This window comes from Actinomycetospora sp. ABD4_176, from assembly GCF_056311855.1.
Genome location: NZ_CM149974.1, coordinates 110,569 through 123,497 on the forward strand (window position 1 = coordinate 110,569; position 12,929 = coordinate 123,497).

General features: G+C 75.4%; 10 protein-coding genes. 6 read left to right on the top strand and 4 right to left on the bottom strand.

The window, feature by feature from the left end; all coding sequences use genetic code 11:
* Nucleotides 1–119 precede the first annotated feature (119 nt).
* The 6 genes from ACYX4T_RS00490 (at nt 120) to ACYX4T_RS00515 (ending at nt 8,467) form a co-directional block, all read left to right on the top strand.
* Nucleotides 120–3,605, top strand: coding sequence for an Rne/Rng family ribonuclease (locus tag ACYX4T_RS00490; RefSeq protein ID WP_476012626.1), 3,486 nt, complete (start codon nt 120–122; stop codon nt 3,603–3,605).
* A gap of 185 nt (nt 3,606–3,790) precedes the next feature.
* Nucleotides 3,791–4,090 carry a 50S ribosomal protein L21 gene (rplU, locus tag ACYX4T_RS00495; RefSeq protein ID WP_274234049.1) on the top strand — a complete coding sequence of 100 codons (300 nt, stop codon included), beginning with the start codon at nt 3,791–3,793 and terminating at the stop codon, nt 4,088–4,090.
* Nucleotides 4,091–4,101: 11 nt separating this feature from the next.
* Complete coding sequence (gene rpmA, locus ACYX4T_RS00500) at nt 4,102–4,371, top strand: 50S ribosomal protein L27 (RefSeq protein WP_476012627.1); 270 nt, start codon at nt 4,102–4,104, stop codon at nt 4,369–4,371.
* Nucleotides 4,372–4,521: 150 nt separating this feature from the next.
* A complete protein-coding gene (obgE, locus tag ACYX4T_RS00505; RefSeq protein ID WP_476012628.1) occupies nt 4,522–6,030 on the top strand; it encodes a GTPase ObgE in 1,509 nt (502 codons plus the stop codon).
* On the top strand, nt 6,027–7,166 hold the full coding sequence (proB, locus tag ACYX4T_RS00510; RefSeq protein WP_476012629.1) for a glutamate 5-kinase: 1,140 nt from the start codon (nt 6,027–6,029) through the stop codon (nt 7,164–7,166). The genes obgE and proB overlap by 4 nt, the downstream gene beginning before the upstream one ends.
* Nucleotides 7,163–8,467: an aldehyde dehydrogenase family protein gene (locus tag ACYX4T_RS00515; protein ID WP_476012630.1), complete on the top strand. Its 1,305-nt coding sequence runs from the start codon at nt 7,163–7,165 to the stop codon at nt 8,465–8,467. The genes proB and ACYX4T_RS00515 overlap by 4 nt, the downstream gene beginning before the upstream one ends.
* 9 nt (nt 8,468–8,476) lie before the next feature.
* Here the strand turns inward: ACYX4T_RS00515 and ACYX4T_RS00520 are convergent, their stop codons facing one another.
* The 4 genes from ACYX4T_RS00520 to ACYX4T_RS00535 all read right to left on the bottom strand — a co-directional run bounded on the left by ACYX4T_RS00520 (nt 8,477) and on the right by ACYX4T_RS00535 (nt 12,883).
* Nucleotides 8,477–9,592, bottom strand: a complete 1,116-nt coding sequence (locus ACYX4T_RS00520; RefSeq protein WP_476012631.1) for a YncE family protein — start codon at nt 9,590–9,592, stop codon at nt 8,477–8,479.
* Between the two features lie 148 nt (nt 9,593–9,740).
* On the bottom strand, nt 9,741–10,439 hold the full coding sequence (locus tag ACYX4T_RS00525; RefSeq protein ID WP_476012632.1) for a helix-hairpin-helix domain-containing protein: 699 nt from the start codon (nt 10,437–10,439) through the stop codon (nt 9,741–9,743).
* On the bottom strand, nt 10,439–11,947 hold the full coding sequence (locus tag ACYX4T_RS00530) for an acyl-CoA synthetase (RefSeq protein WP_476012633.1): 1,509 nt from the start codon (nt 11,945–11,947) through the stop codon (nt 10,439–10,441). The genes ACYX4T_RS00525 and ACYX4T_RS00530 overlap by 1 nt, the downstream gene beginning before the upstream one ends.
* 42 nt (nt 11,948–11,989) lie before the next feature.
* The gene (locus tag ACYX4T_RS00535; protein WP_476012634.1) at nt 11,990–12,883 is read right to left on the bottom strand and encodes an MOSC domain-containing protein; all 894 of its coding nucleotides are present in this window, start codon (nt 12,881–12,883) and stop codon (nt 11,990–11,992) included.
* Between the last annotated feature and the right edge of the window lie 46 nt (nt 12,884–12,929).

The following is a 12,929-nucleotide window of genomic DNA, read 5'->3' on the forward strand; positions in this document are numbered from 1 at the left end:
GAGAGACCCGCCGGCCGTGCCGCAGTCGGCGGCCGTCCCCGACGACCGTCCAGGCGAGACCACGCGAGGTCCCCGTGTGGCCGCGACCCCCGGGTCGCGCCCGGGGGCGGAGGAGATGGATGACCGACATCGACACCCCCTCCGGCGGAGACTCCGCCGCGGGGGGTTCCGTCGCACCCGGACGCCCCGACGACGCGGCCCTGGCCGCGCTCCCGGACAAGGTGCGGGTGCACGCGCTCGCCCGCGTCGTGGGCACGTCCAGCCGCGAGCTGCTGGCCGTGCTGGCCCGGCTCGGGGTGGGGGCGCGCAGCGCACAGTCCAGCGTCGACCGCGGGGTCGTCGCCGAGGTGGTCGAGGACCTGTTCCCGGCCCCGGGCAGCCCCGCCGCGAGTCCGGAGGCCGGCCCGGTCGCCCAGGCCACCCCGGGCGCCGCCGCGGTGCTCGACGACCTGCCCGAGCCGGCGGACTCCGTGCCCGCGCTCGACACCACCGACGACATCACGGCTGGTGTCGGTGACGGGGCGACGACCCTGCCCGGCCAGGCCCCCGCGAGCACCCCGGGCTCATCGGGTACCGCCGCGCCGGCCTTCGCCGCGCCGATGTTCCTGGCGCCCGAGTCGACGAGCACCCCGGACGCCGCGCCGTCCCGCACGCGCCGGCGGCGCGGCAGCCGTTCGACTGGCGTCGTGACCCCGGGCGAGGCCACCGAGACCGAGACGACCGGCGAGACCGAGACCACCAAGGAGCCCGCCCCCGCCGGGGACGGGCAGCCCGCCGCCACCGACGGGTCCGCCCCGGCCGACACCACCGCGGCGCCGGAGACCGGCCCCGAGACGGGCGAGCCGGGCGACGGTGACGACGACGAGGACGGCGGCCGCCGCCGCCGGCGCCGCGGGCGCCGCGGTCGCGGGCGCGGCCGTGGTGGCAGCGACGACACCGACGGCAGCGACGCCGAGGGCGACGACCAGGGCGAGTCGGACGACGCGACCGGCTCCGGCGACGGCAACGACTCCGGCGACGGGTCCGCGTCCTCCGACGACGGGAGCGGCGACGGCAGCGGCGACGGCAGCGGCGACGGCGACGACAGCGGCGACGGCGAGGAGACCGGCGACGACGACACCGCCGAGGGCAGCGAGGGCGAGTCGTCCGGCGGCTCGCGGCGCCGTCGGCGGCGGCGTCGCCGCTCGTCGGACGACAGCTCCTCCGGCAGCTCCTCCGGCGCCTCGTCCGACGGCTCCGCCGACCGCGACGACCCGCCGGACACCGTCACCCACGTCCGCGACCGCGTCGAGCGCCCCGAGGGCGGCCGCTCCTCCAACGACGAGGTGCGCGGCGTCAAGGGCTCGACGCGGCTCGAGGCCAAGCGCCAGCGCCGCCGCGACGGCCGCGAGTCGGGGCGTCGCCGCCCGTCGATCCTGTCCGAGTCGGAGTTCCTGGCCCGCCGCGAGGCCGTCGAGCGCACCATGGTCGTGCGCCAGCAGGCCGGGCGCAGCCAGATCGGGGTGCTCGAGGACGGCGTCCTCGTGGAGCACTTCGTGGCGGGCGAGGGCCAGAACTCGATGGTCGGCAACGTCTACCTCGGCCGGGTGCAGAACGTGCTCCCGTCGATGGAGGCGGCGTTCGTCGACATCGGCCGGGGCCGCAACGCCGTGCTCTACGCCGGCGAGGTCAACTGGGACGCCTCGGGCCTCGAGGGCAAGCAGCGCAAGATCGAGCAGGCGCTGTCGACCGGCGACCAGGTGCTCGTCCAGGTGACGAAGGACCCGGTCGGCCACAAGGGCGCGCGCCTGACCACCCAGATCAGCCTGCCGGGCCGCTTCCTGGTCTACGTGCCCGCGGGCGGGGCCACCGGGATCAGCCGCAAGCTGCCCGACACCGAGCGCAAGCGCCTCAAGGAGATCCTCAAGCGGATCGTCCCCGACGAGTCGGGCGTGATCATCCGCACGGCCGCCGAGGGCGTCAGCGAGTCCGATCTCGAGCGCGACGTGCGCCGCCTCACCGCGCAGTGGGAGGCGATCGAGTCCTCGGCCGCGGGCGCGAAGAGCTCGAAGGGTCCGACGCTGGTCTACGAGGAGCCCGACCTCCTCATCCGCGTCGTGCGTGACATGTTCAACGAGGACTTCTCCTCGCTCGTCGTCTCCGGCGAGCGGGCGTGGGAGACCCTCGAGGGCTACGTCGCGCACGTCGCGCCCGAGCTCGCGGGGCGCCTGACGCGCCACGTGGGCCCGCAGGACGTCTTCGCCGCCTACCGGATCGACGAGCAGCTGATCAAGGCACTGGACCGCAAGGTGTGGCTGCCCTCGGGCGGCACGCTGGTCATCGACCGCACCGAGGCGATGACCGTCGTCGACGTCAACACCGGCAAGTTCACCGGCTCCGGCGGCAACCTCGAGGAGACGGTCACCCGCAACAACCTCGAGGCCGCCGAGGAGATCGTCCGCCAGCTCCGGCTGCGCGACATCGGCGGCATGATCGTCATCGACTTCATCGACATGGTCCTGGAGTCGAACCGCGACCTCGTGCTGCGCCGGCTCACCGAGTGCCTGGGCCGCGACCGCACCCGCCACCAGGTCTCCGAGGTCACCTCGCTCGGCCTGGTGCAGATGACGCGCAAGCGCGTCGGCCAGGGCCTGCTCGACGAGTTCTCGACGACCTGCGAGCACTGCCGCGGCCGCGGCGTCATCGTCTCCACCGAGCCGGTGATCGGCCACGAGCACGGCGGGTCGGGGTCCAACGGCAGCAGCGCGAACGGGCAGGGATCCAGCGGCTCGAACGGCGCCAACGGGTCGGGCAAGGGCAACGGCGAGGGCAAGGGCGAGGGCAGGAGCGGCGGCGAGGGCGGATCCTCCGGGCGCCGCAGCCGGCGTGGTCGCCGGGCCGAGCGCTCCGAGGGCGCCTCGCCCGCGACCGTCGCGGCCGCCACCGGCCTGCTGCCGGGCGACGACGAGGACGAGCCCGAGACCACCGACACCACCCAGACCACGACGACCACCGGGCCGAGCCAGGTCACGGCGGACGGCCCGGCCGAGGCTCCCGCCGAGGCCGGTGCCGGGGAGTCCGGGACGGTCGGGGACGGGGACGCCGCCGCCGAGACCGTCGTCGAGGCGGACGAGGCCGAGGTGGAGCTGGAGGCGGGCCTGGCGACGGCCACCGCCGCCGGCACCGCCGCCGAGGCCGCGGAGACCGGCGCCGTCGAGCCCGTCGAGCCCGTCGAGTCCGTCGAGTCCGTCGAGTCCGTCGAGTCCGTCGAGTCCGTCGAGCAGACGATCCACCAGGCGGTGCAGGCCGAGGTCGCCCTGGAGGCCGACCTCGCCGAGCACACCCCGGGCGCCAACGGCACCGCGCCCGCGGCGCCGGAGCCGTCGGGGCCGGACGCCGAGCGGCCGCGCATCACCGGCGCCATCGGCGGCGGTGCCAACGGCCACGGTGCCGACGGCCGCGAGGAAGGGCTGGTCACGCCCGCGGGGCCGGCCACCGAGGAGCCGGCCGCCGAGCCGGCCACGGCGTCGGCGGCCGTGCCCACGGGCAGCGGGTCGGCCCGTCCCCGCCGGCGGCGTGCCGCCTCGCGCCCGGCCGGTCCGCCGGCGGGCGGATCGGCGAGCTGATCCGCCTCGATCGATCCCCCGGCACCCCGGGGTCCGGACCCCGGGGTGCGGGCGGGTATTCTCGGACGTCGGTGCCCGCCGGGTCACGAGCAAGCCACCCGCGGCACCGAGAGCGCCGGGTCCGCACCGCACGGGCCGCGCCGGAGCCGGAAGCCACCAGAGCCAGACGAGGAGTCCCGCGGAAGATGTACGCGATCGTGAAGACCGGCGGCAAGCAGTACAAGGTCGCGGTCGGCGACGTCATCGACGTGGAGCTCCTCGACGGTGACACGGTCGACCTCCAGCCGGTGCTGGTCGTCGACGGCAGCACCGTGCTCAGCTCGGCGTCCGACCTGGAGAAGGTCTCGATCTCCGGCAACATCGTCGGGGACGCCAAGGGCCCGAAGATCAAGATCCTGAAGTACAAGAACAAGACCGGGTACAAGCGGCGCGTCGGCCACCGCCAGCGCTACAGCCGCCTCGAGGTCACGAACATCTCGAAGTAAGGGGAGCAGGAATGGCTCACAAGAAGGGTGCGTCCAGCTCCCGCAACGGTCGCGACTCCAACGCCCAGCGGCTCGGGGTCAAGCGCTTCGGCGGCCAGGTCGTCAAGGCCGGCGAGATCCTCGTCCGCCAGCGCGGCACCAAGTTCCACCCGGGCGTCGGTGTCGGCCGCGGCGGCGACGACACGCTGTTCGCCCTGGTGCCCGGCGCCGTGACCTTCGGGTCGCGCCGCGGGCGCAAGAACGTCAGCGTCATCCCGGCGGAGGAGACCGTCTCCGCCTGAGATACGTCAGCAGTACCGTCAGGGGTGGGTCCGGGAACGGGCCCACCCCTTTCGTTCGTCACCACCTCAGCGAGTGAGTGGAACGACGGACACCGATCGTCCGCGGAGCCACTCCGCGGACACGAGACACCGGAAGGACAGCACTCCGCGATGGCCCGCTTCGTCGACCACGTGACGCTGCACGTCACGGCGGGCAGCGGCGGCCACGGCTGTGCGTCGATCCGCCGCGAGAAGTTCGTGCCCCTCGGGGGCCCCGACGGCGGCAACGGCGGGCGCGGCGGGGACGTCGTCCTCGTCGTCGACCCCGGCGTGCACACCCTGCTCGACTTCCACCACCGCCCGCATGCGACGGCCGGCAACGGCCGCCCGGGCCAGGGCAGCTTCCGCAACGGGGCGAACGCCGACGACATCGAGCTCGCGGTGCCCGAGGGCACGGTCGTGCTCGACACCGACGGCGAGGTCCTCGGCGACCTCACCGGCCCGGGCACGCGGTTCGTCGCCGTGCGCGGCGGTCGGGGCGGGCTGGGCAACGCGGCCCTGGCCGGGCCCTCGCGCAAGGCACCGGGGTTCGCGCTGCTGGGGGAGCCCGGCGAGTCGCGCGACCTGGTGCTCGAGCTGCGGTCGATGGCCGACGTCGGGCTCGTCGGCTACCCGAGTGCGGGCAAGTCGTCGCTGGTCAGCGCGCTGAGCGCCGCCAAGCCGAAGATCGCCGACTACCCGTTCACCACGCTGGCGCCCAACCTCGGCGTCGTCTCCGCGGGCGGCAGCACGTTCACCGTCGCCGACGTCCCCGGTCTCATCCCCGGCGCGAGCAGCGGCAAGGGCCTGGGCCTGGACTTCCTGCGGCACATCGAGCGCTGCTCGGTGCTCGTGCACGTCGTCGACTGCGCGACGTTCGAGCCCGACCGCGACCCGGTCTCGGACATCCGCGCCCTCGAGCACGAGCTCGCGGCCTACACCCCGGCGCTGGGCACCGATCTCGCCGCCCGACCCCGGATCGTCGCCCTCAACAAGATCGACGTGCCGGACGCCGCCGAGCTGGCGGAGATGGTCCACGACGACGTGGCGGCGTTCGGGTGGCCGGTCGTGGAGATCTCCACGGCGTCGCACGCCGGCCTGGACACGCTCGCCTACGCGATGGCCGCCGCGGTCGACGACGCCCGCGCGAGCGCGGTGCCCTCGACCGCGCCGCGGGTCGTGCTGCGGCCCACCGCGGTCGACGACACCGGCTTCACCGTCGAGCCGGACCCCGAGGAAGGCTTCCTCGTCAAGGGCGAGAAGCCCGAGCGGTGGGTCCGCCAGACCGACTTCGCCAACGACGAGGCCGTCGGCTACCTCGCCGACCGGCTCGCCCGCCTCGGGGTCGAGGAGGCCCTCGCCGAGGCGGGTGCCGTGCCCGGCGACATGGTGACGATCGGCGTCCACACCTTCGACTGGGAGCCCTCGACGCCCGCCGGCGTCGCCGCCATGCGCGGCAACCGGGGCACCGACCCGCGCCTCGAGGGGCAGGGCCAGGCCGAGCGCGCGTCGGCCACCGAGCGCCGCGCCGCCCGCGACGAGCGCCGCCGCCACCGCAGCGACGACGAGCTCGGCGTCGCGCCCTGGCACGAGGACTACGACCACGAGGACCACGAGGGCCACCACGAGGGCGACCGGTGAGCGCCCGCGCGGCCGTCGCGGGCGCGCGGCGCCTCGTGGTCAAGGTCGGGTCGTCGTCGCTGACCACCGTCGACGGCGGGCTGGACGTCGCCAAGCTCGACGCGCTGGTGGACGCCGTGGCCGCGCGGGCCGCGGGCACCCAGGTGGTGCTCGTGTCGTCCGGGGCGATCGCGGCCGGGCTGCGCCCGCTCGGGCTGCCGCGACGGCCCCGGGACCTCGCGACCCAGCAGGCCGCGGCCGGCGTCGGTCAGCTGCACCTGACCCGCGCGTACGCCGAGGCCTTCGCCCGCCACGGCCGCACGGTCGGGCAGGTGCTGCTGACCAGTCACGACGTCGTGCGCCGCCAGCCCTACCGCAACGCGCAGCGCACCTTCGAGCGCCTGCTCGGGCTCGGGGTGGTGCCGGTGGTCAACGAGAACGACACGGTGGCGACCGACGAGATCCGCTTCGGCGACAACGACCGGCTCGCCGCGCTCGTCGCCCACGTGATCTCCGCCGACGCCTTGGTGCTGCTCTCCGACGTCGACGGGGTCTACGACGCCGACCCGCGCTCCCCGGGCGCCTCGCTGGTCCGCGAGGTGACGGGCGGGGCGGAGCTCGCCGGGGTCCGCGTCGGCAAGCCGTCGTCGCTGGGCACCGGCGGCATGGCCTCCAAGCTCGCGGCCGCCGACCTCGCCAGCGGCGCGGGGGTGCCGGTGCTCGTCGCCTCCGCCGCCGAGGCGCCCGCCGCGCTCGACGGCGCCGGGGTCGGCACGGTGTTCGCGCCCCACGGCCCGCGGCTGTCGGCGCGCCGGTTCTGGCTGCGGCACATGGCCGGCACCCGCGGGCGGCTGCACCTCGACGACGGCGCCGTGCGCGCCGTGGTCGGTCGTCGGCGCTCGCTGCTCGCCGCCGGCATCACCGGCTCGGACGGCGACTTCGAGTCCGGGGACGTGGTCGACCTCGTCGACCCGCGCGGGGAGGTCGTCGCCCGCGGCGTCGTCGGCTTCGACGCCGAGGAGCTCCCCGAGATCACCGGCCGCTCCAGCGACGACCTCCCGCCCGAGCTGCGGCGCGAGGTCGTGCACGCCGACGACCTCGTGCCGGTCGTCCCCACGATCCCGGAACCCGCCCCCGCCGAGGTGAGCTCGCCGTGACCACGACCCCCGCCGACACGTCCGCCGACACCCGCGCCGACGCCGGCACCGACCCGGCCGCCGTCGTCACCGACTGCGGTCGCCGCGCCGCCGCCGCGGCGCCGGCGATGGCCGCGGCCGGCGACCACGAGGTCGCCGCCGCGCTGCGGGGGATGGCGGCGCTGCTCGCCGAGGCCGCGGACACGGTGCTCGTCGCGAACGCCGCGGACGTCGAGGCCGCCGAGGCCGCGGGCACCACCCCCGCGCTCGTCGACCGCCTGCGCCTCGACCGCGACCGCCTCGACGCCATGGCCGAGACGCTCCTCGAGCTCGCCGACGTCCCGTCCCCCGAGACCGACACCGTGCTCGAGGAGCGCCCGGACGGCCTGCGGCTCATCGAGCGGCGCCGGCCCGTCGGCGTGATCGGCGCCAACTTCGAGGCCCGCCCGAACGTGGTGGTCGACGTCGCCTCGCAGCTCGTGAAGTCCCGCAACGCCGGCGTGCTGCGCACCGGCGGGGCGGCGCTCGCCTCGGCCACCGCGCTCATGGAGGCGGTCGTCGCCCCGGCGCTCGCGGGGGCGGGCCTCGACCCCGACGCGGTCGTGCTCGTCACCGACCCGCGCCGGGAGTGCGCGGTCGAGCTGGTCCGCCACCCCGGGCTCGTCCCGCTGGTGATCCTGCGCGGATCGGGAGACACCACCCGCTCCCTGGGCCTCGAGGCGGCCCGGCACGGTGTGCGCACCCTCGCCCACGCCGACGGTGGCGGGGTGCTCTACGTCGACCGCGCGGCGACCACCGAGCTCGCCCACCACCTCGTGACCTCGTCGATCGACCGGCTCGGTGTCTGCAACCGGCTCAACCTGCTGCTCGTCGACCGCCACCGTTGGGACGAGGCGGTCCCCGCCCTCGTCGCCCTCCTCGAGCAGCACGGGCTGCGCGCCTCGCTGCCGCCGCACGACCACCCGCTCGGTCACGAGTGGGCGCTCGACGACGGGCGCGAGGCGACGGTGACGGTCGCGCCGGCCGACGGCCCCGCCGACGCCGCGGCGATCGCCAACCGCGAGACCTCGGGTCTCGCGGCGACGATCGTCACCGCCGACGAGGCCGCCGCCCGCACGTTCCTCGACACCTACGCCGGCACCGGCGCGTTCTGGAACGCGACGACGCGCCTGCTCGACGGGGTCAAGCTGCGCCGGGTGCCCGAGACCGGCATCAACGTCGACCACGTCCCGGGCCCGCGCGGACCGGTGGTGTTCACCGACCTGTGCCTGCGCCAGTTCGTGGTGGTGCCGACGTCGACGGCGATCGGGCACCCGGAGTAGTCCTCGGCATCACGCGGCGAACGCCGACACCGGCACCATCTGCAGCGCCGCCGAGGTGTAGCCGGCGACGTAGAGCATCCCCGTCGTGGGGTCGAGGTCCATCGAGTTGGGCTGGCGCACGGTGGGCAGCGTCGCCTCCAGGGTCGGGGTGCCGTCCGGGGCGACCGACAGGCGCGCGACCCGGTTGACGTCCGAGAGCGCGGCGTAGACGGTGCCCTGCGCCGGGTCGGCCTCGACCCAGAAGGCGCGGCCGGGCACGTCGGCCCGCCCCAGCTCCCGCGGGGTCCCGGCGAGGTCGTAGGTGAGGATGGCCCGGCCCGCGACGTCGCACACCGCGACCCGGGAGCCGCCGATCGGCACGACGTGGCTCGGGCCCTCACCCGCGGGCAGCGCCGCGACCCGCTGCATCGTGGTCGCGTCGTAGACGAACAGGGTGCCGGTGCCCACGTCGACGGCGGCCACCCGGTTGCCGACCGCGGTGATCCCGCCCGGCTGGACCGGCTCGGTGAACCGGGCGACGGTCTCGCCCCCGCGCAGGGCGCGGACCGCGTGGCCGAACTCCTCGGTGACGAAGGTGGTGTCGCCGACCTGCACCGCCTGGTGCGGGTTGCGCCCGGCGGGGGCGCTCGACTCGACCTGCATCGAGGGCACGGACAGGCGCGCCAGGGTGTCGGTCGTCTCCGACGGGAAGAGCAGCGGCCCGCCCGGCTCGACGAGGTCGATCATCCGGGCCCCGCCGGGTGCGGGGGCGAGGGAGACCTCGCGGGTCCGGGGGTCGAGCACCCCGACCGCGATCGGGGCACGCAGCGCGGTGAGCACGAGCCCGCTGGCCGGGTCCGCGGCCACGCCCCACGGCAGGGAGTTCGGCGGCAGGGCCACCACCTCGCCGGCCGGCGGCTCGGTCGGCTCCGGAGCGTCCCCGGGCTCGGCGGCGGGGCGGATCGGGCGGCCCTCGAAGCCGGTGGCGGGCGGTCCCGGCGAGGCCGGTGCCGCGGACGGGGCGGACGTCGGAGGGGGCGGCGCCGGTGCCTCGGGTTCCGCCGCGCCCGAGCACCCCGCGAGCAGGCCGGCGGTGAGCACCGCCGCGACGAGGTGGGCTCGGGGACGGCGGGGTGCGACGGACATGATCCTCCTCGGATCCGGGGACGACGGCGCTGCCGGGGATTCGCCCGGGCCGCGCTCCCGGTTCGCGGTGCGTGCCGGGTCACGCACCGCGTACCCGCCGGCGCGTCGACGACTCCTCGACCTCCGGCCCCGTCGTGCCCCTCGGGCCTCAGCGCCCGAGCACGACACCGCGGTCGCGCACGAGGTCCCAGACGTCGTAGGGGAGGTCCGCCCAGGCGAAGACGTCGTCGACGGTGGCGAACCGCCCGGCGGCGCTGCGGCACGCCACGATGCGCTCGGCGTGGGCGGGGGCGATCCCGCAGGTCCGGGCGATGACGGGGCCCGGCGCGGTGTTGAGGTCGACGAGCCCGCCGTCGTCGTAGGTGCGCGGCAGGTCGGGGCGTCCGACGCGCAGGTCGCGGGCGAGCAGCGGGTCCTCGACGGCGAGCCGACGGGCCTCGTCGCGGCGGGTCCGGGCCGCCAGCGCCGCCGCGACGGCCGGATCCGGGGGCGGCCGGTCCCAGCTCGGGGGCTTCACTCGCGGCCCGAACACCTGGGGCCGGATGACGACGAGCGCCACGAGACCCCCGACGAAGGCCGTCCAGATGCCCGCGGTCGCGAGACCGCCGGCGAGACCGACGAAGCGCCCCTCGGGGTCGCGGCCGGCCGCGCCGAGGCAGACGACGGTGCTGACGACCACCACCAGCGCGACGCCCGCCGCCGCGACGTGACCCCGACGCCGGGTGCGGGCCGCCGCGTGCGCGAGCGGCACCGGCAGCAGCACGCCGAAGCTGAGCACGTGCACGAGGAACCACCAGCCGCCCCGGGTGAAGGCGTTCCCCGAGCGCTCGCGTGTCGGCGGCGCCATCAGCCGGGCAGCTGGTCGCGCAGGACGCGCTTGAGGAGCTTGCCCGACTGGTTGCGGGGCAGCTCGTCGACGAAGTGGATGTGCTTGGGCGTCTTGTAGCCCGCGAGCCGCCCGCGCGCGTGGGCGACGAGGTCGTCGGCGGAGACCTCCGACTTCGTCACCACGAACGCCGTCACGGCCTCGATCCACCGCTCGTCGGGGCTGCCGATGACGGCGACCTCGGCGACCGCCTCGTGGGTGTAGAGCGCGTCCTCCACCTCGCGGGACGCGACGAGCACCCCACCGGTGTTGATCACGTCCTTGATCCGGTCGACCACGGTGATGTAGCCCTGGGAGTCGATGCGCACGAGGTCGCCGGAGTGGAACCAGCCGTCGCGGAAGGCCTCGGCGGTCTCGTCGGGCTTGTCCCAGTAGCCCTCGCAGAGCTGTGGCGAGCGGTAGACGACCTCGCCGGTGCCGCCGGGCTCGACGTCGTGCCCGTCGTCGTCGATCACCCGCAGCTCGACGAAAAGGACCGGGCGCCCGCACGACTCCGGGCGCTCGTCGTGCTCCTCGGGCTGCAGCACGGTGGCCAGCGGACCGATCTCGGACTGGCCGAAGCAGTTGTAGACGCCGAGCGCGGGCAGTGCCTCGCGGAGCCTGGTCAGGATCGGCACCGGCATGATCGACGCGCCGTAGAACGCCTTGCGCAGGCTCGTCAGGTCACGGGTGCCGAAGTCGGGGTGGTTGACCAGCGGCACCCACACCGTCGGCGCCAGGAAGATCGCCCCGATCCCGTCGGCCTCGATGCGCCGGAGGATCTCCGGGACGTCCGGGGCCTCCATGAGGTGGTTCGTGGCACCGACCATCAGGTAGGGCATGAGGAAGAGCTGCATGCCCGCCGAGTGGTACAGCGGCATGGCGTGCAGCGGCCGGTCGTCCTGCGACATCGCCAGCGCGTGCACGCCCGAGACGTACTCGTGCACGAGGCCGCGGTGGGTCATCATCGCGCCCTTGGGCCGCGAGGTCGTGCCCGACGTGTAGAGCAGCTGCACGAGGTCGGTGTCGGCGACCGTCGCGAGGAGCTCGGGCACGTCGCCGCTACCGGCCCGCTCGAGCAGCGAGCCGGGCGCGTCGCGCAACGGGACGACCTGCCGGGGCTGGGTGGGCAGCGCGTCGACGGGGCCGGCCAGCGCCGGGTCGATGAGCAGCAGCTTGCTGCCCGACTGCTCGACGAGGTAGCCCAGCTCCTCGCCGGTCAGCGCGTAGTTGATCGGCACGTGCACCCCGCCGAGCCGCGCGCAGCCCAGGAACGCGAGCAGGTAGGCGTCGGAGTTCCTGCCGTAGGTGGCGACGCGGTCGCCCGCGCCGATCCCGAGCTCGCCGAGGAACCCGGCGGCCCGGGTCACGGCGTCGTCGAGCTCGCGGTAGGTCCAGGTGCGGTCGGCGAAGTGCAGGGCGACACGGTCGGGGGTGCGGCGCGCGCTGCGGGCCAGCACCCCGTCGACCGTGCTCGAGCGGGTGTCCACGGGTGTGTGCTCTCCTCGGCGTGGCCGATCGGGGGCCGACCGTCAGGCGTGGGCGTCGCCGACGGCGACCTCGCCGCCGGCGCTGACGTCGGCGTACACCCCGGCGCAGGCCCACTTCCCGCCGACCACCGGGTGCGCGATGTCGATGCGGTTGTTCTTGGCCACCGTGCGCAGCGTGTTGCGGTCCTCGGGGAGGTCCTGCTGCGCCATCGTCGTCATGACGCAGCGCATGGTCTGGAAGCTGAAGGAGAGCCGGACGTCGTCGCCGAGGGTCATCTCGCGGCCCGGCCAGTCGTTCTCGACGAACCCGGGCTCGGTGTCGCTGAGCACGATGTTGGGCCGGTAGCGGCGGGCGTCGAAGTCGCTGTCGGGCGCGAGCTCGCGCAGGCGCGCGAGCGTCGACTCGGTGATGACGTGCATGGCGCAGAGGTCGTAGAAGCGGCCGGGCGGGGCGAAGCCGGCGACGTCGAAGTGGCTGATCGCCTCGCCGGTGTCCTCCTGCCGCTTCGTGGTGGCCTCGATGATGTGCTCGGGCCCCAGCTCGGCGCGCTCGACGCCCTCGATGTCGACCCAGAGCTCCTCGAACGCCACGCCGTCCGGCGGGGTCGTGATGAGCTTGACCTCGCGACCGAGGACGTCGGTGAGCGCCTGGTCGATGTCGGGGTCGTCGCTGCGGCGCGTCGAGCCGTCCGGGAACGTGATCACGACGGGCGGGGCCGCCTCGCCGGGCACCGGCTCGCCGGTGTACGCGGCGGAGAACGCGAGCAGCGTCGCCCAGCGCTTGGGCACCTTGGCGCTGGCGACGATGCCGGTCTCGACGTCGAGCACGGCGTAGGCGCGGTCGCCGATCACGCCCCGCTCGTCGATCACGGCACGGCTGAGGGTCTCCCCGAGCATCGACTTGACGGGGTAGCGGTAGAGCGCGGCGATCGTCACACCGCAGGGCATACCACCCGGGCCGTGCCGACGGGAACCGGCCGCC